General features: G+C 42.2%; 21 protein-coding genes and 1 pseudogene. 18 read left to right on the forward strand and 4 right to left on the reverse strand.

What is annotated here, in order from left to right; genetic code table 11:
• Nucleotides 1-391 precede the first annotated feature (391 nt).
• Both PQO03_RS20560 and PQO03_RS20565 read left to right on the forward strand, forming a co-directional pair.
• Complete coding sequence (locus PQO03_RS20560) at nt 392-640, forward strand: AbrB/MazE/SpoVT family DNA-binding domain-containing protein (protein ID WP_274153052.1); 249 nt, start codon at nt 392-394, stop codon at nt 638-640.
• On the forward strand, nt 637-1,029 hold the full coding sequence (locus PQO03_RS20565; RefSeq protein ID WP_274153054.1) for a PIN domain-containing protein: 393 nt from the start codon (nt 637-639) through the stop codon (nt 1,027-1,029). The genes PQO03_RS20560 and PQO03_RS20565 overlap by 4 nt, the downstream gene beginning before the upstream one ends.
• Before the next feature lie 808 nt (nt 1,030-1,837).
• Here the strand turns inward: PQO03_RS20565 and PQO03_RS20570 are convergent.
• On the reverse strand, nt 1,838-2,173 hold the full coding sequence (locus PQO03_RS20570) for a DUF6788 family protein (protein WP_274150887.1): 336 nt from the start codon (nt 2,171-2,173) through the stop codon (nt 1,838-1,840).
• 97 nt (nt 2,174-2,270) lie between these two features.
• Between PQO03_RS20570 and PQO03_RS20575 the strand changes: the two genes are divergently transcribed.
• Nucleotides 2,271-2,840, forward strand: a complete 570-nt coding sequence (locus PQO03_RS20575; protein ID WP_274153056.1) for a hypothetical protein — start codon at nt 2,271-2,273, stop codon at nt 2,838-2,840.
• A 61-nt stretch (nt 2,841-2,901) separates the two neighbouring features.
• On the opposite strand, the gene PQO03_RS20580 is transcribed toward PQO03_RS20575, so the two are convergent.
• Complete coding sequence (locus tag PQO03_RS20580) at nt 2,902-4,527, reverse strand: IS1634 family transposase (protein WP_274153057.1); 1,626 nt, start codon at nt 4,525-4,527, stop codon at nt 2,902-2,904.
• Between the two features lie 203 nt (nt 4,528-4,730).
• Here PQO03_RS20580 and PQO03_RS20585 point away from each other — a divergent pair, with 203 nt between their 5' ends.
• The 8 genes and pseudogenes from PQO03_RS20585 to hepT all read left to right on the forward strand — a co-directional run bounded on the left by PQO03_RS20585 (nt 4,731) and on the right by hepT (nt 11,816).
• Complete coding sequence (locus PQO03_RS20585; protein WP_274153058.1) at nt 4,731-5,675, forward strand: transposase; 945 nt, start codon at nt 4,731-4,733, stop codon at nt 5,673-5,675.
• A 492-nt stretch (nt 5,676-6,167) separates the two neighbouring features.
• Nucleotides 6,168-7,121, forward strand: a complete 954-nt coding sequence (locus PQO03_RS20590) for a UDP-glucuronic acid decarboxylase family protein (protein WP_274153060.1) — start codon at nt 6,168-6,170, stop codon at nt 7,119-7,121.
• 148 nt (nt 7,122-7,269) lie between these two features.
• A pseudogene (locus tag PQO03_RS20595) lies at nt 7,270-7,596 on the forward strand (four helix bundle protein); the annotation flags it as partial.
• A gap of 397 nt (nt 7,597-7,993) precedes the next feature.
• Nucleotides 7,994-9,367, forward strand: coding sequence for a nucleotide sugar dehydrogenase (locus tag PQO03_RS20600; protein ID WP_274153061.1), 1,374 nt, complete (start codon nt 7,994-7,996; stop codon nt 9,365-9,367).
• Between the two features lie 162 nt (nt 9,368-9,529).
• Nucleotides 9,530-9,877, forward strand: a complete 348-nt coding sequence (locus PQO03_RS20605) for a four helix bundle protein (protein ID WP_274153062.1) — start codon at nt 9,530-9,532, stop codon at nt 9,875-9,877.
• A gap of 92 nt (nt 9,878-9,969) precedes the next feature.
• Nucleotides 9,970-10,731 carry a glycosyltransferase family 2 protein gene (locus PQO03_RS20610; RefSeq protein ID WP_274153064.1) on the forward strand — a complete coding sequence of 254 codons (762 nt, stop codon included), beginning with the start codon at nt 9,970-9,972 and terminating at the stop codon, nt 10,729-10,731.
• Between the two features lie 300 nt (nt 10,732-11,031).
• On the forward strand, nt 11,032-11,409 hold the full coding sequence (mntA, locus tag PQO03_RS20615) for a type VII toxin-antitoxin system MntA family adenylyltransferase antitoxin (protein WP_274153066.1): 378 nt from the start codon (nt 11,032-11,034) through the stop codon (nt 11,407-11,409).
• Complete coding sequence (gene hepT, locus PQO03_RS20620) at nt 11,406-11,816, forward strand: type VII toxin-antitoxin system HepT family RNase toxin (RefSeq protein WP_274153068.1); 411 nt, start codon at nt 11,406-11,408, stop codon at nt 11,814-11,816. The genes mntA and hepT overlap by 4 nt, the downstream gene beginning before the upstream one ends.
• A gap of 460 nt (nt 11,817-12,276) precedes the next feature.
• Here the strand turns inward: hepT and PQO03_RS20625 are convergent, their stop codons facing one another.
• Entirely contained in the window at nt 12,277-14,673 is a 2,397-nt protein-coding gene (locus PQO03_RS20625) for a glycoside hydrolase family 94 protein (RefSeq protein WP_274153070.1), read from the reverse strand.
• A gap of 582 nt (nt 14,674-15,255) precedes the next feature.
• Here PQO03_RS20625 and PQO03_RS20630 point away from each other — a divergent pair.
• The 6 genes from PQO03_RS20630 to tnpC all read left to right on the forward strand — a co-directional run bounded on the left by PQO03_RS20630 (nt 15,256) and on the right by tnpC (nt 20,811).
• Entirely contained in the window at nt 15,256-16,524 is a 1,269-nt protein-coding gene (locus PQO03_RS20630; RefSeq protein ID WP_274153072.1) for an ABC transporter permease, read from the forward strand.
• Nucleotides 16,517-17,188, forward strand: a complete 672-nt coding sequence (locus PQO03_RS20635) for an ABC transporter ATP-binding protein (protein ID WP_274153073.1) — start codon at nt 16,517-16,519, stop codon at nt 17,186-17,188. The genes PQO03_RS20630 and PQO03_RS20635 overlap by 8 nt, the downstream gene beginning before the upstream one ends.
• Nucleotides 17,185-17,706 (forward strand): tRNA adenosine(34) deaminase TadA, encoded by a 522-nt coding sequence (gene tadA, locus PQO03_RS20640; RefSeq protein ID WP_274153075.1) that lies wholly within the window; start codon nt 17,185-17,187, stop codon nt 17,704-17,706. The genes PQO03_RS20635 and tadA overlap by 4 nt, the downstream gene beginning before the upstream one ends.
• On the forward strand, nt 17,699-18,478 hold the full coding sequence (locus PQO03_RS20645) for an HAD family hydrolase (RefSeq protein ID WP_274153077.1): 780 nt from the start codon (nt 17,699-17,701) through the stop codon (nt 18,476-18,478). The genes tadA and PQO03_RS20645 overlap by 8 nt, the downstream gene beginning before the upstream one ends.
• Before the next feature lie 502 nt (nt 18,479-18,980).
• Complete coding sequence (tnpB, locus tag PQO03_RS20650) at nt 18,981-19,292, forward strand: IS66 family insertion sequence element accessory protein TnpB (protein WP_274150714.1); 312 nt, start codon at nt 18,981-18,983, stop codon at nt 19,290-19,292.
• A 46-nt stretch (nt 19,293-19,338) separates the two neighbouring features.
• Entirely contained in the window at nt 19,339-20,811 is a 1,473-nt protein-coding gene (gene tnpC, locus PQO03_RS20655) for an IS66 family transposase (protein ID WP_274150713.1), read from the forward strand.
• 376 nt (nt 20,812-21,187) lie between these two features.
• Here tnpC and PQO03_RS20660 read toward each other — a convergent pair whose 3' ends face one another.
• Nucleotides 21,188-21,514 carry a 4a-hydroxytetrahydrobiopterin dehydratase gene (locus tag PQO03_RS20660; protein ID WP_274153079.1) on the reverse strand — a complete coding sequence of 109 codons (327 nt, stop codon included), beginning with the start codon at nt 21,512-21,514 and terminating at the stop codon, nt 21,188-21,190.
• Nucleotides 21,515-21,623: 109 nt separating this feature from the next.
• Between PQO03_RS20660 and PQO03_RS20665 the strand changes: the two genes are divergently transcribed.
• Nucleotides 21,624-22,649: a lysine-2,3-aminomutase-like protein gene (locus PQO03_RS20665; RefSeq protein WP_274153081.1), complete on the forward strand. Its 1,026-nt coding sequence runs from the start codon at nt 21,624-21,626 to the stop codon at nt 22,647-22,649.

Below are 22,649 nucleotides of genomic sequence, written 5' to 3' on the forward strand. Positions count from 1 at the left end.
CGCAAGCGAACTGATAGAACGGCAAAGCCTTAAAGAAGAAAGATAAAAGTCTCTAAGTACTTAAGAATTACTACTGCCAACTTTTATCACTCAGCGCGAAGCGCGTTAACTTAGGTTAAAGGCTCTTTTCTCAGCGCGAAGCGCGTTAACTTAGGCCGAAGGCCGTTTTCTCAGCGCGAAGCGCGTTAACTTAGGCCGAAGGCCGTTTTCTCAGCGCGAAGCGCGTTAACTTAGGCCGAAGGCCGTTTTCTCAGCGCGAAGCGCGCTATCAGTGAGGCACGAATGCTATTAGGCCAAAGGCCGTTTTCTCCAAAGCAAGAAATGATAAACACTTGACTAATGCAAACAAAAGTAATACCTTAAAGTAAGGAAAAATAAAAAGGTAAGAATTATGGCTTTAGCAAAACTTACAACCAAGGGACAAGTCACCATCCCTAAAAGCATCCGAGAATCGCTTCACCTTAATACAGGAGATAAAATTGAAATTGTCATCAACAAAGAAGGCGAAGCTGTTATTAGACCCATATCCAAAAAAGTTGATGATATCTTTGGTATTCTGAAAAAACCTCAGCAAAAAACTCTTAGCATTGAAGAAATGAATGAAGCGATTAGAGATAGAATGCAAAGTAAAACTTCATGATTGCAGTTGATACAAATATATTAGTTCGTTTCCTTGTTGGAGATGATGAAAAACAATCTGAAAAAGTTTATGAAATCTTCAAAGATTCGGAAAGTGAGAAATCACAAGTCTATGTTGCCTTACTTGTCATTCTTGAATTGATTTGGGTTCTAGAATCTGCTTATAAAATTGATCGTGATGATATTATTAATTCTATAGATCAAATGATTTTAATGCCCATTTTTGATTTTGAAAACTTAGCAGTCATTCAAAAATTCATTGCTGACGCTAAGAAGTCAAAGTTTGATTTATCCGACTTACTTATCGCACATAGTGCCACTCAAGCTGGCTGTGACAAGGTCATTACATTTGATAAAAAAGCCTCGAAACATAGCTATTTGAGCTCTTGAAATAAAGAAGAAAGATCGCTGCGCTCTAATTATGAATGTTGAATTTTAAATTGAAAAGAAAGCCAACCACAGATCTAGCGGATAAGACAGATAGGTCGCTGCGCTCTAATTTTTAATGAGAGAGTTAGAACCACGAATTAGGCGAATGAAACGAATTGTTCTAGAAGATAAACCGGCGTGCCGCCTCAAAGAAGAAAGAACGTCCATTTCATGGACTTAAAGATCGCTGCGCTGCTAGAAGTAAGATCGTTCGCAAGCGAACTGATAGAGATAAGAACGGCTAAAGCCTTAAAGAAGAAAGATCGTCCATTTCATGGGCTGAAAGATCACTGCGTTCAAAGAACGTTCGCAAGCGAACTAAAAGAACGGCTAAAGCCTTAAAGAAGTAGAATCGAGCTAAGTACATAAGAAGCTCTACTGCCAACTGACGGCTGATAACTGCCAACTTTTAAAATCTGTTTTATCTGTACGTGCAGAAATGTGATTGGACTTATATCCTTAGCACGCTCGGACCAATGGCGCTTGCGAAGTAGAAAAATCAAATGTGCTTAAATCTGTTTTATCTGTGCGGTTTTGGAGGCCATGCCAAGCTGGTGCTTGGCGTACCCAGGGGATGACAAATTCATTAGCCTGTAATAGATCTGTTATGGCTATCAAGCTCTTTTTAATTTTCGTGAATTCTGTGTTTTCCGTGGTTAAATCTGTTTTATCCGCACGATCTGTGTTGGTCTTTTACCTGGCATTAATGCGTTCTTTCAGAACTCCTGAACTTTCATAATCATATTTCCTAGGGCTCACGCCCTGGCTTTTATACACTTTTTTGAAGAGCTAATAATTCGAGGGAAAGGTCTATCCATTCACCAGTCAATTGTTTAAGTTTTTTATAGTTGTGAATTTGCTCTGAAACATTGTGTAGATCTGCTTCTTTTATGAACTGTGTATATCCTTTGCCTTTTCTCCTATAACTAAGCTTATGATATGGCCCATGCTTTTGGGGATCCTGCTTGTCTTTACACTTACAGCTGGGGTTTCCACACACATTATATTGTTGTGAAATACTTCCAGGTCGGAGTTCTCCTAGTTCAGAGATTTCCTGTTTTATTCTTTCGATTCGTGCTTTTATTTCCTGATCAGTTTTACTCATTATAAAGCCCCTTTTATTCGTTGAAATAATTACCGATATCACTATAGTGATATCGGTAATTATTTCAATATAAATCAATCGATGGAAGGTGATTAAAATGATAGCGGAAAAAGAACTGGAGCTATGGCATGAACTTGCTCAAAAAGTTGGGATGAAACATCTTTCTACGAAGAAGGCTTTTCTACGTCAGCTGGAGCTATATAGCAACTCACCTACGGGATCATCATGTCAAATAGCGGGTAGGTCCCCAAGTACTCTTCCTTGGAGTGAAGTTATTTCTACGTATCGTTTTATGGATAATGAAAATATTAGTTTAAAGGCTTTGCGTAGTTTTCGTCGTGAGCTCAGCTTAGCACATCACCCCAAAGGAAGTGATGTACTAGTCATGAACGATATTTCATTATTAGACTATTATCATCACACTACCAAGGAAGATCGACGAGCTATTGGTGACGGCAAAGGGAAAGGTTATGAGTATGTTTGTAACCTTGCGGTCAACCCAAGTGATGGAGGTGTCCTAGGCGTTCTTCACGATTGTCTAGTTAACTGTGATGGGCCTGACGATGTGGATATGGTGGATTATTCAGATTCGTATCTGAAGAAATATCTGAGCACAGATGATTTAGAAGAAATCAAAGAAAACCATAAACGGATATTCTTTGACTGAAACGAACTTAACCTGTTTAATTGCAATGATTTAAGTTCTGTTCAAAATAAAAAAATACTGGCTACTTGAGTTTCACCCCTAGTAGATTCAGAATTTTTTGCTGTTCTTCATCGGGTTGAGAGACCTCTTTTTTGACAACAACGCCGTCAATTAAGTTCTCAGTTATACGTATAGATTTTAAGCGCTCAACGACATGCTGGAAAGTCCAGCGCTTTTCTTTGTACTTTCCGTCTTCGTCAAATAGTGGCTTTAGTAATTGCGTCGCATTCCACTGTATGTAATACGCTAAGGTAGAAAGAAAAATGTGTGACTTTAAGCGCTCATCGGTTTTGTGGTGCATTGGCCGCAACTCAAGAGAAACGGTCTTTAGGTTTCTGAAGGCCTGTTCGACTTTTTGTAAGTCTCTATAAGCTAATACCGTCTCATCTTTACCGATATTTTCTTTGGGCGCGTCAGTTCGAATTATGTAACAGCCGTCGAATTTTTCTTCTTGCTTCACTTTTTCTTCATTAAGCGACCAGGTTAATTTCCCATTATCGTCCACATCCCATTGGAAAAACTTCTCCACTTTACAGCGCTCAAATAAACGGCCTACACTGGCCGCCACTCTCACGCGTTGACGCTTCTGTTTTACGCTGGACTTCTGAGTTAATTCCTTCTCTATTTTAGCGATAAGAGCTCGTCTAGTTGCATTCTCATCCCTCATTGTATTTTCATTTTTGCACAGCATGTAGCGTATATTCTTGTTGTCGTCATCCATTACTTCGAGGATACTCCTGGAGTCAAACAACTCCATTTGGATATTATCTTTTTCGTGCAAAGTTTTAATTTGAGAATGAGTTAGAGCCGTGATGGTGCTGTAATCAATTTCATTAACTTCAGCAATTCTTTTCGGGGTGAGCATGCCTCGATCTCCTGTGAAGATGAGGTTTTTAAGCCCATACTTCTCGGAAAGCTTTTTCACCTCGCCCAATACTGTAGTCTGATCTGAGGTAGAACCCTTAAATATCTCTACGCCAACGGGGCAGCCTTTTTTGTCGGTGAGCAGGCCGATGGCAATCTGTTTGTAGCCTACCTTGCCACCCTTAGGTTTTCCAAATGCGACTAAATCTGAATCTTCATATTTGCCTTCGAACCATGTATTTGTCATGTCGTATAGAACCATACAGCCGTCTTCTAGGTGTTTTTTTGAAAGCTTGCGTTCGATCTTATCTTTTCGCTCGAGTAGCTCATCCATGGGCTTGTAGCAATGGGCTTCAACATCTGGACGAACTCCGAGTTCATGCCCGGCGAGAGCCCAAAGAAATGTATCTTGGTACATGTTCGTTAGACTGAGTTTACTGCCTTGATAAACCAGACGCCCCACAATCATCGCCAAAACATCCTCTCGGCACTGAGTTTTTTGAGAGAAAATCATTTTATCGAGCCCGAGATTCTTAGCGAGCTCCATGAAGACGTAGCTCGCACCAAATTCATAGCTGCGCCCGTGCCGTAAGTCCTCCAGGTTAAAATCACCTTTCTTGCCCTTGAGACTATTCTTTAGAGCCAATAATTGAGCTGGGGGTAACTTCGAAACATTACTGAGCGTGCGATGCTTGATCTTTCCGTCTTCACGAAAAGTCTCACGAACGAGATGGCTCACATAGATTTTTCCGTTGCGCTTAGATTTTATGGTCTCGAGATACATACTGGCTACTCTTTTTAGGATTATTTTTGATAAAATAAAGGTAAAAACATAAAAATCAATATGAAATAATTATATTTTACTGGCTACACTTTTTAATCAAAATAAGCACAAGCCTATATGGGTGAGGTGCTTGCGCTAAAAAACCAAAAGAATATCCGCATAAACACCAAATGGTCTCTCATATTCGCGCTAGTGCAGAGCACTTGAAAGAGTGGAACCCAATTCATGTAGGAGATCGGGAGTTTGATGATATTTTTATCATGTTAGCCACGATGGATAAAAACCATGATTTTGTACTGCGAGCCAAGAGTATTCGGAATGTTCAAACACCAAATTTTGACGCGTTACCTGAATCCGCTCTTGTAAAAAAACAGGGTGGACATCCCATGAAAGATGGATATGTCTGTACAAAAATTAGTGAACTTATCAAGTATATCCCACTCAGTCCTTATAAGGAATTGCCCTTAGATGGACGCGGTCGAGTAACGGAGCAGATAAATGCTAAACGTAACGCGCAATTACATATAGGCAGTGTACCAATCAGCTTATATCGTCAGGCCAAACGAAATCATAAATATATAAAAACCCCGCAAGCAGTAGATGTCAATTTAGTTGTTATCAAAGAACTTAACCCTCCTGAAGGTGAAGAACCTTTGTTGTGGATTCTTTTTACAAACAGGGATGTAGATACCTTAGAAAAAATGACCTATATTGGAAAAATTTATGAATTGAGGTGGAAAATTGAGGAATTTTTTCGCCTCTTAAAGACCACTTATAAATTGGAGCAAGCACGCTATAATTCAGCTTCCAAAGTCGCCCGTTACCTAGTTTTAATAACTATTGCAGCTCAAATGACCATGAAACTCCGAAGTCTTGCGGGTATTAGTCAATCAGCTTCTCTCGACGATGAGGAATACCATAAAGTCAAAGAAGCCATGAAACACCCAAATGATGATAAGATCGACATCAATTTGAGACTCTTTGCTCTTATCGCTCGTAGAGGCGGTTGGTTAGGACGAAGGCGAGACCCCATTGGTTCAACAATTTTATCCAGGGGTATGATGGATGTCTTGACCGTATTGCAATTTCAACAAGAACACAAAGACTTGTTAAATGAACTGCAAAATAATCCTCAAAATATCTTTTAACCTAGCCCTTCAAAAAAGTGTATAAAAGCCAGGGCTCACGCCCTAGGCTACCTTTCGTCGTGCTTTCAGCACTCACTTCATGACTTTTTACTGTAAACCCGACCTTTGTTTCCGTGCCTTCAGTGTTTTCAGTGTTTTCAGTGTTTAAAATTTTCGTCTTTATCTCCACCATCAATTACAAGTGTAGCGATAGATCTGTAGTTTAGTATTTATGAATTCGTTTCATTCGCTTAATTAGTGGTTCCTCTCAAGTGTAACTAACTTGATGACATCATTTTTCAATTGAGAATTAAACATTTAAAATTTGAGCGCAGCGATCGATCTTTCTACTTTCAATCCTCTGATAACTCAGCCCATTTATTGGCGTAAACTCAGCTTCGCGTTAACTTAGGCCAAAGGCCGTTTTCTCAGCGCATTGCGCGTTAACTTAGGCCAAAGGCCGTTTTCTCAGCGCATTGCGCGTTAACTTTTATATAAAACTCGGAAAAACTTATGGCAAAAAACATACTCGTAACTGGCGGCGCCGGTTTTTTAGGTTCTCATCTCTGTGATCGTCTCATCAATGAAGGTCACAACGTAATTTGCCTTGATAGCCTGCAAACTGGCTATAAACAGAATATAGCTCACCTCTTACAGCATCCCCGCTTTGAATTTATTCGTCACGATATCTGTGACTCGATTCGCTTGGAAGTGGAAGAAATCTATAATTTGGCTTGCCCCGCTTCTCCGCCGCATTATCAGAAAAACCCTGTTGGCACCACCAAGACTTGCGTCTTGGGTTCCATCAATATGCTTGGCCTTGCCAAGCGCAATAATGCCAAAATTCTTCAGGCCTCTACTTCGGAAGTTTATGGTGACCCAAAAGTTCATCCGCAAGTGGAAGAATACCGCGGTGATGTGAATCCCATTGGCATACGTGCCTGCTATGACGAGGGTAAACGCTGTGCCGAGACACTCTTTTTTGATTATTTTCGTCAGCATCAGACACGCATCAAAGTAATGCGTATCTTCAATACCTACGGCCCAAAAATGGACCCCAATGATGGCCGCGTGGTCAGTAATTTCATTGTTCAGGCCTTGCAGGGCAAAGATATCACCATCTATGGCGATGGCTCACAGACGCGTTCTTTTTGCTTCAAGGATGACCTCCTCGATGGCATGCAAGCGCTGATGAATTCGGATGATTCTATTACCGGCCCCATCAATATCGGCAATCCTGATGAGTTCACCATCAAGGAACTCGCCGAGGCAGTGATTGCCCAAATTGATACCAAGAGCCAAATCGTTTTCGAGCCCCTACCCTCGGATGACCCAACTCGCCGCAAGCCGGATATCTCCAAAGCCAAAGCAATGCTTGGCTGGGAACCAACAATCAAACTTGAACAAGGCCTGAAGCCGACAATTGAGTATTTCGCAAAGCTTTTAGCAGGTGAGATTCAGCTTTAGGGAAGCTTCGCGGGGAGCGGCAACAAGTTGCCTGAGAGCGAAGCGGAGCTTCTGTACAGCACGAAGTGCGCTATCAAGTGAGGCACGAACGTAAACAGCAAAACGGGGATCATAAAGACATGAATAGAAAACATAAAAACTTGAAGCTTGGCAACTTAGCATGGGACTTGTTTCTGAAATATATAAAATACAATTTCCTGTACATGAAATCTATGGTCTAAGTTCACAAATTAGGCGTGCAAGTGTTTCTGTTCCTAGTAATATTGCTGAAGGTGCTGCACGGGGATCCCTGAAAGAATACGTACATTTCCTTAATATTGCTAATGGATCCCTCAGTGAAGTTGATACTCAAATAGAAATTTGTAAATCATTAGACTATATTAGCGAAAATCAGTATAAATCATTGAACGAGAAAGTTAATACTATCTCGATTAAACTCATTAATTTAATAAGGTCACTTAAGAAAAATATTTAAAGCCGAAGGCGCTATCAAGCCGAAGGCGCTATCAAGCCGAAGGCGCTATCAAGCCGAAGGCGCTATCAAGCCGAAGGCGCTATCAAGCCGAAGGCGCTATCAAGCCGAAGGCGCTATCAAGCCGAAGGCGCTATCAAGCCGAAGGCGCTATCAAGCCGAAGGCGCTATCAAGCCGAAGGCGCTATCAAGCCGAAGGCGCTATCAAGCCGAAGGCGCTATCAAGCCGAAGGCGCTATCAAGCCGAAGGCGCTATCAAGCCGAAGGCGCTATCAAGCCGAAGGCGCTATCAAGCCGAAGGCGCTATCAAGCCGAAGGCGCTATCAAGCCGAAGGCGCTATCAAGCCGAAGGCGCTATCAAGCCGAAGGCGCTATCAATTTTAAAACGCAAAGGTAAAAAATGTCAATTAAAAATATCGTCTGTATTGGTGCTGGATATGTCGGTGGACCGACCATGTCTGTTGTCGCCCAAAAATGTCCTCATTTGAATATCACTATTGTTGATCTCAATCAAGCACGTATTGATGCTTGGAATTCCGATTCACTTCCCATTTATGAGCCCGGACTCGAAGAAGTCGTACAAGAAGCTCGTGGCCGCAATCTTTTTTTCTCAACTGAGATCGAAGCTAATATTGCCAAAGCCGACATGGTTTTTGTGTCGGTCAATACGCCGACCAAGACTTTCGGCAAGGGTGCCGGAGTTGCTGCCAACTTGGAATTCATTGAGAAGTGTGCGCGTACAATCCGCAAGCATGCTTCAAAAGACCTCATTGTCGTCGAAAAATCCACCCTGCCGGTACGTACCGCCGAGACGCTAGAAAAGATCTTGCATTCGGGTGATTCTAAATATCATTTTGAAATCCTTTCCAATCCTGAATTTTTAGCGGAAGGTACTGCCATTACTGATCTTCATGATCCCGATCGCGTTCTCATTGGTGGTCGCCAAAATGAGCTTGGCTTAGCTGCCACCCAGGAGTTGGTCAAGATATACGCCAATTGGGTCCCTAGCGAAAAAATTCTCACCACGAATACTTGGTCCTCTGAGCTCTCAAAACTCGTTGCGAATGCCTTCCTTGCGCAGCGTGTAAGCTCGATCAATAGTATTTCTAGCCTTTGTGAATCCACGGAAGCGGACGTGAGTGAAGTGGCGCGCGCAATTGGTATGGATTCCCGCATTGGCTCAAAATTCCTTAAAGCCTCCATTGGCTTTGGTGGCTCATGCTTCAAAAAAGATATCCTCAACTTAGTTTATATCTGCCGTACTTATGGCCTCGCAGCTGAAGCGGATTACTGGGAGCAAGTCATCCTCATAAATGATCATCAGCAATCGCGCTTTGTGGACAAACTTGTGAGCACGATGTTTAATACTGTCTCAGATAAAAAGATTGCCGTGCTCGGCTTTGCTTTCAAGGCTGATACCGGTGATACTCGTGAATCCCCTGCAATTAATGTGGTCCATCAACTTTGCGAAGAGCATGCGCGCGTCACTGTCTCAGATCCTCAAGCCCTCGGCTATGCCAAGACTGATTTAGCTGGCCTCGAAGAGTTCGTCACTCTAGAAGAAGATCCCTACAAGGCTTGCGAAGGTGCTGACGCCATCTGTATCCTCACTGAATGGCAGCTCTACAAAGATCTCGATTACCAGAAGATCTACGAAAAAATGAATAAGCCCGCTTTCCTCTTTGATGGTCGTAATATTGTCAACCATCAAGAGCTCTATGATATTGGCTTCAATGTCTATCCCATTGGTAAGGGGCAGTTGAGTCATCTTTAGGGGAATAAGAACGCTGCGCTTAAAGAACGGCGTACCGCCTGAAAGAGCACCTTCGGCTGTATGAATGCTCAGTGCCTGGGCTGAAAGAGCCTTCGCAAGCGAACTGTAAGAGGTAAGAGCGCCTTCGGCTTCAAGAAAAAAATGAAAAAACGGGGAGGGTAGATGGTTCATTATTATGAGAAACTTGAAGTTTGGAAACAATCCTTAAATTTGAGTCTTGAAATCTATAAAGTCTTGCATAACTGTAAGGATTATGGCCTCAGGGATCAAATGCAAAGAGCTGCCGTATCTATCCCTTCGAATATTGCAGAGGGTTCACAAAGAAATTCTAATAAAGAGTTCATTCGCTTTCTTAATATTTCAAAAGGTTCTGCTGCTGAACTCAATACACAAATCATCATTGCATTTAAACTCAATTACTTTCCTGAATCAAGCTACAATGATCTCAGAACTAAGTTAAAAGAAATCCTTCAAATGACCTCAGGGCTTATCGCTTCTTTAAAAGAATAAATCTTTCCGTTCAGAGACTGAACAGTCTTTAAGCGTAGCGATCTTTCCTCTTTCAAGGCACCTGATCTTTAAACACTACTCACTATCAAAAAATGAAAATATCTATAATCACCATTTGCTATAATAATGCTAAAGAACTGAAGTCCGCAATTGATTCCGTTCTTGGGCAGAGCTATGAAGATATTGAGTACATCATTGTTGATGGTGGCTCCTGTGATGGCACACAAGAGCTTGTTGAAAGCTATGGGAATCGCATTGCCAAGTACACCTCAGAACCCGACAAGGGGATTTATGATGCCTTGAATAAGGGCATTAACTTAGCCACGGGTGACTTTATTGGCTTTATGCATTCCGATGATATCTATGCCCACGCCGATGTCATCAAGGATGTAGTTGAAGCTTTGAAAAAAAATAATTCACAAGCGATTTACTCTGACTTGCAATACGTCGATAAGAATGATACTTCCCTAATTAAACGTTTTTGGACTAGTGGTGAATACCAAAAAGCTAAGCTCAAAAAAGGTTGGATGCCACCCCACCCCACGCTTTTTCTTCACAAGGATATCTATCAATTGGCGAAGTTGCCCTCAGGTGAATACTTCGATACCTCAATGAAAATTGCTGCGGATTACGACTTCATGGTTCGCATCCTCAATAAATATGATATCAGCCCCATCTACCTGCCTCAAGTTACGGTGAAAATGCGTGTTGGTGGCGCTTCTAACCGCAATCTCAAGGCGCTAATTAATAAATCAAAAGAAGATATGCGCGTCATGCGTCGCAATGGCCTCAATCCTTGGACGACACTCTTCTTCAAAAACTTTAAGATTTTTAAGCAGATTTTTAAGAAGTAAGAACGTTCGCAAGCGAACTGAAAGAACGGCGTACCGCCTCAAAGAGGAAAGACCGAGCTAAAGCTCTGAAAGACCGTTGCGCTTGAAGACTGAAAGAACGTTCGCAAGCGAACTGAAAGAACGGCGTCCCGCCTCAAAGAGGAAAGACCGAGCTAAAGCTCTGAAAGAGGAAAGAGGAAAGAGGAAAGAGGAAAGAGGGAGAGGGAGAGGGAGAGGGAGAGGGAGAAGTAAGGACTGAATCGCCTTTAGTACTTTTTCTTAAAAAATTTGTAAATCATATAGGGAAGGGTAACTTTTGGGATGATTACAATTAATACAGAACATATTATAAAATCCCTTCAAGAACTCCACCCTGAAGGACTGATCTTATTTGGATCACATAGTAAAGGCTGTGCTCGTAAAGATAGTGATATTGACATCGCATTTTTGAGCTCAAAATCATTCAGTGAATACGATGTTTTTTGCAAAGCTGAGGCATTAGCAAGTGAACTCAATTGTGACATCAACCTCATAAATCTTCAAAATGCTAGCACCGTCTTTGCCTACAATATTTTGACAAGTGGAACTATCCTGCAGATAAGCAATGACTATCATTGGAACCGTTTTTCTTATCTAACTTATAGTCTCTATGCGAAACTCAATGAAGAACGACATGAAATTTTAACGGCCGTATCATGATTGATGATGTGAAATTTAATAAGCTCAATACGATTGAGCGCTGCCTCAAACGAATTGATGAAGAGTATCAGAATTCGCACGAACGTTATTTGAGTTCTTTCACTATTCAAGATTCTATTATTTTGAATTTACAACGCGCCTGTGAAGCCTCTATTGATCTAGCTATGCACCTCATTGCTCAAGGAAAACTAGGTATCCCCCAAACTTCTCGTGATGCCTTTAAAATCCTTGAAGAAAAACAAATGATAGATTCAAATTTAAGTAAAGAGCTTCAGGCAATGGTGGGGTTTAGAAATATTGCCGTACATGATTATCAAGACTTACAGGGGCCGATTGTCTTAGCTATTCTCGATAAACATCTAAGTAGCTTCACCGACTTTATTCAAAAAATAAACTCTCTAAGTTAAAATGAGCTGGAAGACGGAACAAGTTCCTAAGGTGACGCTACGCTGAGGTGACGTGCTGCGCACTGAGTTAACGGCCTTCGGCCTAAGTTTACGCCAACAAGTTGGCTAAGTTGAGAGTTTGGGAAGAACCTTCGCAAGCGAAGTCAAAGAACGGCGTTCGCCTCAAAGATCGCGACATTTAACTTTTACTGCCAACTGAGTTCTGATAACTGCCAACTTTTTTATCTGTTTTATCAGCTAGATCCGTGGTGGTCTTTTACCTGGCCTTAATGCGTTCTTTCAGAACTCCTGAACTTTCATGATCATTTCCCCTAGGGCTCACGCCCTAGGCTACCTTTAGCCGTGCTTTCAGTACTCATCTTATGACTTTTTACTGTAAACCCGACCTTTGTTTCAGTGTTTTCCGTGGTTAACTTTTTCTGATAACTGCCAACTTTTAAAAACTCAGCACGAAGCGCGTTTAGCCCATAATCACTTCAACTGAGTTTTGACTTCCTTTGGCACATAGGGGTAGACATTGGCCCGCGATGATTTCGCCATTGAGTTTAATGGAAGCAATTCCCTTATTGACTTTATTGGGATTTGTCACCGTGATTTGGTAAGTGGCGCCACGGAATTGGCGACTGACTTGGAATTTATCCCAATGGCTCGGAATACAGGGGTCGATTGTTAAGCCATGATAATCTGGTTGAATACCAATAATATATTGAGAAGCGGCATAGAAAGCCCAAGTGGCGGCACCCGTTAACCAAGGTAATCTTGAAGCTCCTTCAAGGGGGTGGAACTTGGAAATTGTCGATTGACAATAGACGTAGGGTTCAATCTGTCTGAGTTCAGCGCGATCATTATATGCGGCTGGAAGAGTCGATTTATAATAATCAAAAGCACGATCACCACGGCCAAGCATGGCTTCGGCCATAATAGTCCAGCCCTGAGTATGAGTGAAAATAGCGGCATTCTCTTTGAGGCCAGGATTAAAGAGTGCGGCACGAACCACTTTATAATCAGTCTTAACAAATGGTGGTGCACAAAGCATGACGCCGTAATCCGTAGCTAGCTCACTATGAACTGCGTCCATTGCCGATTTCTGCTCTTGTTCAGAAGCATGACCAGAAAGCACTGACCAAGTTTGTGTATTAAGGAAAATCGAGCCCTCATCATTTTCTTTCGAACCAAATTTCAAGCCATCATCACGATAAGCACGTAAGAACCACTCGCCATCCCAAGCATGATCATGCAGGTTTTTATCGAGTTTTTCGAGCGCTGCTTGAGCCCAAGTAATTTCCGATTCTAACTTGCCCAAGAGTTCACAAATTTCGATATAAGTTTTGAGTCCATAACGTAGCTGGAAAGCCACAAATACAGTTTCACCTTCTTGGCCCAATTCTAGGCAATCATTCCAATCGGCCAACATTCCGCATGGGAAGCCATGGGCACCTGAATATTTGATACTGAATTCAATTGCTTGACGCAAGTGTTGTAAAATTGTGCCTTCACCCTTATCTGCGTAAGGAAGAACTTTATGATAGAAATCGAGATCGCCCGTTTCTTTGACATAGGCAGGTACTGCATTAAATAACCAGAGCGCATCATCTGAACGGAATTCTTCAGGTGTGGGTTCTTTCTCAAAACCTGGTCGATGAGCAAAGGGTTTCACTACTGGCATGGCACCACCGCTAGCAACTTGTCCCGTGATCATTAATTCCAAGCGCTCTTGCACGAGTTCAGGAATTGCGTGCATCACACCCAGCATATCCTGCACTGTGTCGCGATAGCCCAAGCCATCACGTGCTCCGGAATAAACTAAACTAGCCGCTCGTGACCAAAAGAAAGTCATGAGGCTATTGAATTGACTCCACATATTAAGCATAGAATCGACATCACTATCAGGTGTTTGTACTGACATTTGTGACATCTTCGAATGCCAATGATTTTTAAGCTTATTAAATTCTTCGTCTATAAGTTCGAGATTCGCAAACTTTTCGATTACTGCTTTGCCTTCTTTCTCTGCGCGACCAATGCCCATAAAAATCGCAAAATCTTTTTCTTCGCCCGGCTCAAGGGTGATTTCGAATTGCAATGTTCCGCAAGGATTGCCGGCTTTTGCCAGTGAATTACTGCACTGACCCTTCTCTACTGCAATGGGATTGGCATAAGTGCGGTAAGGCCCCAAGAAAGCTTCACGATCCGTATCGTAAGCGACTGGCTCTACTCCCACGGCACCTAAAAATGTATATCGCGCCTGATCTTTCTCTTCGAAATCGTCGGGCATTTCTGGAAGATTAACATTGGAGGCGTGACTAATGATGCTATCTACCACATTCATATTGGTGATATATTGCGAATACTGCAAATTATTTAAATCATCACCCGCATTCCAATTGCAACCATACTCCACATAAGTAAAGAGTTTTAGCGTACGGCGTTTGCTACCCTTATTTTTGACCTTTGTTGACCAACACTCATAATCAGCATCTAGGGGCACAAAAAAAGTTGTCTCTGTACTAATTTCTGAATAATCTGATGAAATTTTGGTATAAGCTGAGCCATGACGACACTCAGATTTGTATTGATCCAAGGGTTTTGCCACGGGCTGCCATGAAGTTGACCAATAATCTTTGCTCTCGGCATCATGAATATAGATATAACGTCCCGCTTGGTCCATGGGAACGGCATTAAAACGCAGGCGAGTGAAACGCCCTTGGGCCACAGATTTAAAAAAACTATATCCACCAGCATTATTGGTAATGATTGCGCCATAACGAGTTGAGCCAAGGTAGTTGCTCCAAGAACTCGGAGTATCAGGTTTTTCGATTACGTATTCTTTGTTTTGATCGTCAAAATAGCCGTATTTCATTAGTGAGTTTCCTTATCTAAATTTATTTTTTAGTATACGGGATTAATAACTGCGCTGGTAACTTAATTGACAGCAAGGGGTCTTTTTATCGGGAGTTTTGTGTTTAGAACGGCATTCGCCTGAAAGAGATAAGATCGGGCTAAAGCTCTGAAAGATCGCTTCGCTCAAAGAGGGGAACCACAGATCGAACAGATAGGGCAGATGAAAGAACGCTTCGCAAGCGAACTCAAAGAACGGCATTCGCCTGACAGAGGACAGAGGACAGAGGACAGAGGATAGAGGATAGAGGATAGAGGACAATAATTTTAAATGATGAATTTTGAATTAAAAAAATAGAACGGAACCACAGATCGAACAGATAAGGCAGGTGAAAATAATTTTAAATGTTGAATTTTTAATGAAAAAGAGAGAACGGAACTACAAATCACAGAAATGAAACGAGTCTCTAACAATTTAAAATTGAGAATTAAACATTCAAAATTTGAGCGAAGCGAACATGAATAAATCGTGAATGTTCTGGGCTGTAAGCTTGTAAGCCTTTGAGCCTGCTTTAATTTGAGCGAAATCACTAAGAGGAATTTAATGAAAGGCATCTTTTTTCTTACCTGGCGTTATTTAAAGCCCAAGAAAAACATCTCATCGATCGTCACCTGGCTCTCCTGTCTTGGACCCATGCTGGGCGTGGGAGTTTTATTAGTCGTGATGAGTGTCATGAATGGGCACCCTCATGAGATTCAAAAGAAAATTATGGAAGTGGAATCTCATATCTCGATTAGTCGCTATGATGGCAAGTTTTTTCCTGATTACCTCGAGATGATGGATCACCTCGAAAAGACTTACGATTTTAAGTGCTCGCCCTATACCCAAATGCCGATTTTCATTCAGCAGGACAAGAGTATAAAATCATTTTTAGCTAAGGGGATTCTTGCTGAATACGATCAAGAAGCCTCCTTACTCAATACCTATATTATTGATGGCCTCGATGAAAATGGTAAATACCGCTTAGATCCTAAAGAAGCGCTCATCTCCAGTCGCTTAGCGACCATGCTAGGTGTCGCCTTAGGCGATAAAATCATTGTGCATTCACCGCAAAAATATGGTAAGCTGCTCCTTCAAAAAGAAGAAGGCAAAGTTGATGATGTCTATCTCAACATGGCTTTGGAACTAACCATCTCGGGAATTTTTCGCACTGGCTATGTCGATATCGACAAAAATTTGATGTTCATTCATCTCGATAGTGCCAACGAACTTCTGGAACAAGATTGGGGGGCGTCTCTAGGCCTGGACCTCTCGATTCCCGAACCGACCAAAGCCGAAGAAGTGGCTAAAACGCTTTCAAGTGACCCGTATTTCTTTGACAAGAAGGCGCAATTCTATCCTTGGCAATACAAGAAAAAGCAATTTTTTGATATCGTTAAAAAAGAAAAAACGATGATGACGCTGGTGCTGTTCTTCATTGTCGGTGGTGCCGCCGTGGGCGTCGCCGCTTGCCTGTTCTCACTTGTGCTCCAAAAAACACGAGAAATCGGGGTGCTGAAAGCTATTGGTGCCACCCCGATTCAAATCATGTGGGTGTTTTTAATTCAAGGTCTCGTGCTTGGCATTCTAGGCTCAACACTGGGGCTCATTGGTGGCTTACTCACTTTGCACAATCGCGAATGGGTGGTCGCTCGCCTAGGAAATTGGGATGCCGATTTTTATATGCTTGATCGTGTACCGATGCTGATATTACCTGCGGATGTACATTTAATTTTTTGGGGTGCGATCATTATCTGTTCCCTCGCCTCACTCTTTCCTGCTTTCGTAGCGGTCTCCGTCAACCCAGTTAAGGCTTTGCAATCCAATGAGTAAATTCTTATCCGCAAAAAATATTTGCAAGCATTACAAATCTGCTGACGCAGGTCGCATCCAAGTTTTAGATAAGGTGAGCCTAGAAATCAATAAAGGCGACTGGGCCATGCTCATTGGTTCATCTGGCAGTGGCAAATCAACTTTCCTCAATATTATCGGAACGCTCGATAAAGCCGACAGCGGTCAACTCATGCTAGAGGGAAAAGATTACGCCAAGTTCTCTGCTATGGCCAAAGCCAAATTACGACAAGAACAATTGGGCTTTGTCTTTCAATCTTTTCAGCTCATCCCCGAGCTCACTGCCCTCGAAAATGTTATGCTTCCGGCACAATTCAGTAGCCGCAGCTCTCAGGCAAAAAAACGCGCCTTAGAACTACTTGATCGCGTTGGCCTCAGTTCACGATCAAGCCATCATCCGGGAGCCCTTTCTGGTGGTGAACAACAACGGGTCGCCATTTGTCGCGCCCTGATCAATGATCCCGATATTATTTTAGCGGATGAGCCTACTGGCAATCTAGATCCCGATACTTCTGCCGAGCTGATTAAATTTTTTAGCGAACTCCGCAAACAGGGAAAAACGATTGTTATGGTGACACATGATCACCAACTCAAAAAACATGCCACCAAAGTCTTTTCCCTCGATCAAGGAAAACTCAAATCATGAGTGACGAAGGCTTTTTTGAAGATGAAGTAGATGCCCCGATCACTTTTTCAGATGAACATTATATGCGCATGGCGATTCGTCAGGCTGAGCAAGCTTTTCAAGCTGGGGAAGTCCCCATTGGGGCGATCATTGTTCACGAAGATGAAGTCATTGCCAAAGCTTGGAATCAAGTGGAAATGCTCAAAGATGCTACCGCTCATGCCGAAATCCTTGCTCTCACTCAAGCCTCGGCTCAGCTCGACCGCTGGCGCCTGCATGGTTGCACACTCTATGTCACCAAAGAGCCCTGCCCGATGTGTGCGGGTGCTTTAGTAAACTCTCGTATTGATCGCGTTGTTTTTGGCTTAGCTGATGATAAAGGCGGGGGTTGTGGCGGTGCGTTTGATATTCACGATCACGATGGACTCCTGCATAAAGTCCCTAGTGAGGGCCATTGCTGTGAAGAAGATTGTCGGCTCTTAATTCAAAGCTTTTTTAAAATGCGTCGCCAAGCTCAAAAGGACAAGAAAAATGAATAAACCTGCTGCTATAATTGACTTTGATGGTACTCTCACCCGCGTACGCTGTGGTTGGGAAGATAAAATGAAAGAATTTTTCTTGAGCAAAATCTTCACGGATAAGACAACACTCAGTCCCGAACTCTCGCAAGAAGCTCGAAGCATGTGTGATGAGTGGATTGCTCAGGCCCCAGGCACCACCATTGTTCAACAGATCTCTGCACTCGCAAATATTCTTGATTTCTGTAAAATAACTTATGACTTTGATAGACTCATAGATGAATTCGATATTTATTCGAGTGACTGGGAATACCAACGCGTGAATGAGTGCAAAGAATCTGGTGAATTAGAAAGCCTGATGCTTCTGGGTGCTCGAAAATTTTTAGAAGATTTACAAGCACTTGGTTATGAATTGCACTTGCTCTCGGGCACGAGTCACGAAAAACTCATTTTTGAATGTAAAACTCTGGGTTTAAGTCATTTTTTCAAACATATCCAAGGCTTTGAAACTCATTTAGCGATGCCCTATAAACCTCAATCCATTCGTAAAACAATTGCGGATTATAAGTATGAAGTCAAGAGTACTTTAATTATTGGTGATGGTTTAACAGAGCTCAATGCCGGACGAGAATTAAAGTGTCCATGCATTGGCGTTGCCATCGATGAAAATGATGGAAAGAGCTGTGATACTCATAAGCTGCAAATTTTAAAGGACGCAGGCTTTGAAGATATCATCAGCGATTTTGATAATGCTTTACAATTTATTCCGCTGGCGAATCCCGCACAAAACTGATATTTCAGCGTAGATAGGTTTTTCGGTACATTTTTGCGAAGCGAGTCCGCCCGCCGGAGGGTGCTGCCACACAGGCGATAAAAATATATGGGGCTCTGCCTCAATGGATGGGCATTTAAGCACATGCCGAAGGTATGTAGTATGGTACCCACCGGATTTATCCGGTGGGTATTGTTAAAAAAATGATATTCATGCCGAAGGTATGAAGCTAAAGCTCTGCAGCGTACCTTCGGCACGCACGATTCTGTTATTCAAATACCACGGACTTACGTCCATGGCACCATTCCTAAGCTCTTCGAGCCCAAATATCTCTTAAGTTCCCTACCATTAGGAGCCAATTCTATTAAGTTTCTTTACATCTTCGAATGTAAGTTCTTATGACAAATGCGGGCGAGACGCCCGCGCTCCCAGGTAATGATCTGCTTGTGAGTAAAGGGCAATTTGAACCATATCCCGAGGGAGAGTAGTTGAATTAGAGTCTGGGCTTACCCCAGGAGATACAATGTTAGAATATTTTAAAGATCGTAAGTTAAAACTACATCCCGAACCCGTGAACCTCCGCAAAGGCTTCAATGGCTTAACCGCGTTAAGTAATCTGGAAAATCTCTTTGCAGGAGATGTCTACCTTTTCATAAATCGACGGCGTAATTTATTGAAAGGTCTCTACTGGGATGAAGGTGGTTTTTGTATTTTCAATAAACAGTTGGAGCGCGGAACTTTTAGCGACATGTCCGAAGCTAAAACTGAGCTTAGTTTTCGGGAATTTCTGCTAATGATCCACTGCTGTAAAGGGGCCTATTTTAAGATCAAATAGCCTGGTTTTATAGCTGAAAAATCATGGGGTTATGCTATATTATTTCATGACTAAAACTATCTCAGACCTCACCAAAAAAGTTGTGTTTTTAGAAGAGGAAAACACCTATCTAAAAGCCCAGCTGTATGGTCGTAAAAAAGAGACTGTAGTCTTTGATAACTCAGATACTTTTCCTGAGTGGACTGAATACCTTAAGGATCTGGGCGATTCAAATTCACCAGAAAGAGATGAAGAACCCAAAGTAAATACCCTAAAAAAGAAGAAGAAACGCAAGCCCTTTACGCATTTCAATTTCCCTGAGAATGCTGAACGCGAAATTAAAATCATTGATTTGCCCGAAGATGAAAAAGTTGATCCCATAACTGGTGTAGAACTGAAACTCATGGGATTCGATACATCAGAAAAACTTGTTTATGTTCATGGTCGTTACAAAGTCATAGAGACTCGTGTACGTAAATACAATATTCCAAATAAGCCCAAGGCAGGAGTTATCTCCGCTCTAGTTCCCAGCCATCCGATAACAGGCTGTCGTGCTGATGTGAGCTTGTTGTCACATATACTCATTTCAAAATATGCCGACCATTTACCTCTTTATCGTATCGAAGAGCAATTCAAACGAGATGGACTTACTATTGCGCGACAAACGCTTTCCAACTGGGTTCTCCAGTTAGGAAAAACTCTCCAACCTTTAGGTGATTTATTACGAGATCAAATTTTAAACTCATCAAGAGTTTTTACAGATGACAGCCCTGTTAAGCTTCAAACAAAAGGTAAAGGTAAGCTTCAAGAAGGTCGGATTTGGGTTTATGTCGGCGGCGATGGTCCAGACCCTCCTCTCGTTTGGTTCGAATTCACCAAAGACCGTTCACACTCCCATACATTAGATCGAATGAAAGACTTTCAAGGAGTTTTTCATGCCGATGCTTTTGCTGCGTATGAAAAAATGGATAAGCTTGATGGTATCGATTGGCAGGCTTGCTGGGCTCATGCCAGGCGTAAGTTTTTTGACACACCCAATCCAAACGAATTCTGTAAACAAGTGCTTATTTTGATGGATAAGCTCTTTGAACTCGAACAGGATGCTTGGGCGCTTGGTACTTCGGCAAAGCGACAGAGCTTTCGCAATAGGAAAACAAAGCCTTTTGTTGAAGCTCTATTAAAGACGATTCAAGATCATTACTACAAAGCATGTGAGCCCAAAGGCAAACTCAAAACGGCAATGGAGTACCTACTTAAACGGCAAGAAGCATTTAAAGCTTTTCTTGCTTATCCGGATGCTCGCATAGATAACAATGTGAGTGAACGCGCTATTCGTCCGCTTACTATTGGTAGAAAAAACTGGCTTTTCTTCGGCAGTGAAAAAGGCGGCCAAGCGGCTGCCAATATCATCTCCTTAATCCAGACTTGTCGTAAGCTGGGTATCAATCCAAAAGAATACTTAGAGGATGTGCTCAGGAGAATCATTGATCACCCAAAAGAAAATTTAATGGAACTCCTACCACAAAACTGGAAGAAATAGACTTTTTTTCGAAATAGGCATTCAAATATTCAGCTCAATTGACGCTTACGCTTGTGAATTTAATGGATATTATGACAAATGCGGGCGAGACGCCCGCGCTCCCAGCTTATGATCTGCTTTGACAAAATTCTCCAAAAAACCAAAAAGTGCTCTCCTCCAATGAGTTATGAGGAACTTAATAGCGTTGGGCGGAGAGCCTCCGCGGCCTGGGTAAAAAGCGTTATACCTACGGCATGAATATGATGAATTAGATTTTATAATGCCTCCGGCGGGCGGAGAGCCTCCGCGGCCTGAATGAAAAGCTTTAAATACTATCAAGTATGCCCCCGCGACCTGGGTGAAAAGCTTTAAATATGCCTCCGACCTGGGTGAAAAGCTAGGTCAGTAAATTATTGACTTTAGCCGCACAAATAAAATCGTTATCACTAATGCCGTCAATCGCATGAGTCCAGTAATAAATAGTGACATCCCGAAAACCAACTTCCATCATCGGATGATGATTCTCGCTATGAGAAATCCATGCCACGGCATTGACGAAAGAAATGGCTTGGTAATGATTTTTGAAATCAAATTTTCGCGATAAACGCAAATCTTTATATTCCCAGCCAGGGATCGTTGATAAATAATCATTTATCACTACTTCACTCAAGGGATCTACTCCGCCTTCACAAGCTTTACATTTTTTATCTAACCATTGATTCATCTTAAGTCCTCGAGATTTTATTTTAAAAATTAGGCTTTATCCTATGCTCCTTAATGTACACTCTGAAACGACGCCTCATTTTTATCCTCTATAAAAAAACTATGAATTTATGACTTACCTACGCACTAGCAGCGACTTACTCAAGCATAAGTTAATTGCTGAAGACAAAATAGAGGCCATCGAAAAAGTTGCCGAGCAATTTCAAGTTAGCTTGAGCCCCGAAGTCATTAAGGCTTTTGAGCACGAGGAAGTTCGTCAGCAGTACCTACCGAGTGAAAATGAGCTCAAAATACTACCTGAAGAATTACGCGATCCCATTGGAGACCAAACTTTCACCCCGGTCAAAGGCATCACCCATAGATACCCCGACCGCGTCTTACTGAAGCCCCTGCATACCTGTAGCGTCTATTGCCGCTTCTGTTTTCGTCGCGAAAAAGTAGGCCAAGCAGATGAGATCTTACGCCAAGGTGAACTCAAAAAGGCCTTAAATTACATCAAAGATCATAAAGAGATTTGGGAAGTGATTTTAACTGGTGGTGACCCACTAAGCCTCTCAGCAAAAAAACTTAGTGCTATTCTCGATGAGCTCGAAGCCATTGAGCATGTGAAAATCATTCGCATTCACACACGCATCCCACTGGTGGCTCCAGAGAAAGTGACGGACGAGCTCTTAGAAGTTTTGGATCGTGAAAAAGCGACTTACCTGATCTTGCACTGCAATTCCCATAAAGAACTCAGTGATGATGTGAAAAAAGCTATTAAACGCCTGAGTAAAAGTGGTCTGCCACTGCTCAGTCAAAGTGTCCTCCTCAAAAATATTAATGACTCAACTGAGAAGCTTGAGAAGCTCTTTCGGAGTCTGCTCGAAATCCGTGTAAAGCCCTACTACCTCCATCATCCCGACTTAGCTCAGGGAACGAGTCATTTTCGTGTGAGCCTCGAAAATGGACGTCAAATCACTGCCGATTTGCGCAAGACCTTATCTGGCTTAGCACAGCCACTCTATGTGCTCGACGTCCCAGGAGGCTTGGGTAAAGTTCCTGCGGGCAAAGAATTTATCCAAGAGAGCGGGAAAGAGGCATGGAAAATCCAGACTATTCATGATACTTTCGTGGATTATCAGGATTATCTCTAG

Origin of the sequence: Lentisphaera profundi, from assembly GCF_028728065.1 — a bacterium.
Taxonomy (GTDB): Bacteria; Verrucomicrobiota; Lentisphaeria; order Lentisphaerales; family Lentisphaeraceae; genus Lentisphaera; species Lentisphaera profundi.

Excerpts from the sequence above, each read along its gene's own strand:
- PQO03_RS20560 (WP_274153052.1), top strand. The coding sequence starts at position 392 with ATGGCTTTAGCAAAACTTACAACCAAGGGACAAGTCACCATCCCTAAA.
- PQO03_RS20565 (WP_274153054.1), top strand. The coding sequence starts at position 637 with ATGATTGCAGTTGATACAAATATATTAGTTCGTTTCCTTGTTGGAGAT.
- PQO03_RS20570 (WP_274150887.1), bottom strand. The coding sequence starts at position 2,173 with ATGAGTAAAACTGATCAGGAAATAAAAGCACGAATCGAAAGAATAAAA.
- PQO03_RS20575 (WP_274153056.1), top strand. The coding sequence starts at position 2,271 with ATGATAGCGGAAAAAGAACTGGAGCTATGGCATGAACTTGCTCAAAAA.
- PQO03_RS20580 (WP_274153057.1), bottom strand. The coding sequence starts at position 4,527 with ATGTATCTCGAGACCATAAAATCTAAGCGCAACGGAAAAATCTATGTG.
- PQO03_RS20590 (WP_274153060.1), top strand. The coding sequence starts at position 6,168 with ATGGCAAAAAACATACTCGTAACTGGCGGCGCCGGTTTTTTAGGTTCT.
- PQO03_RS20600 (WP_274153061.1), top strand. The coding sequence starts at position 7,994 with ATGTCAATTAAAAATATCGTCTGTATTGGTGCTGGATATGTCGGTGGA.
- PQO03_RS20605 (WP_274153062.1), top strand. The coding sequence starts at position 9,530 with ATGGTTCATTATTATGAGAAACTTGAAGTTTGGAAACAATCCTTAAAT.
- PQO03_RS20610 (WP_274153064.1), top strand. The coding sequence starts at position 9,970 with ATGAAAATATCTATAATCACCATTTGCTATAATAATGCTAAAGAACTG.
- mntA (WP_274153066.1), top strand. The coding sequence starts at position 11,032 with ATGATTACAATTAATACAGAACATATTATAAAATCCCTTCAAGAACTC.
- hepT (WP_274153068.1), top strand. The coding sequence starts at position 11,406 with ATGATTGATGATGTGAAATTTAATAAGCTCAATACGATTGAGCGCTGC.
- PQO03_RS20625 (WP_274153070.1), bottom strand. The coding sequence starts at position 14,673 with ATGAAATACGGCTATTTTGACGATCAAAACAAAGAATACGTAATCGAA.
- PQO03_RS20630 (WP_274153072.1), top strand. The coding sequence starts at position 15,256 with ATGAAAGGCATCTTTTTTCTTACCTGGCGTTATTTAAAGCCCAAGAAA.
- PQO03_RS20635 (WP_274153073.1), top strand. The coding sequence starts at position 16,517 with ATGAGTAAATTCTTATCCGCAAAAAATATTTGCAAGCATTACAAATCT.
- tadA (WP_274153075.1), top strand. The coding sequence starts at position 17,185 with ATGAGTGACGAAGGCTTTTTTGAAGATGAAGTAGATGCCCCGATCACT.
- PQO03_RS20645 (WP_274153077.1), top strand. The coding sequence starts at position 17,699 with ATGAATAAACCTGCTGCTATAATTGACTTTGATGGTACTCTCACCCGC.
- tnpB (WP_274150714.1), top strand. The coding sequence starts at position 18,981 with ATGTTAGAATATTTTAAAGATCGTAAGTTAAAACTACATCCCGAACCC.
- tnpC (WP_274150713.1), top strand. The coding sequence starts at position 19,339 with ATGACTAAAACTATCTCAGACCTCACCAAAAAAGTTGTGTTTTTAGAA.
- PQO03_RS20660 (WP_274153079.1), bottom strand. The coding sequence starts at position 21,514 with ATGAATCAATGGTTAGATAAAAAATGTAAAGCTTGTGAAGGCGGAGTA.
- PQO03_RS20665 (WP_274153081.1), top strand. The coding sequence starts at position 21,624 with ATGACTTACCTACGCACTAGCAGCGACTTACTCAAGCATAAGTTAATT.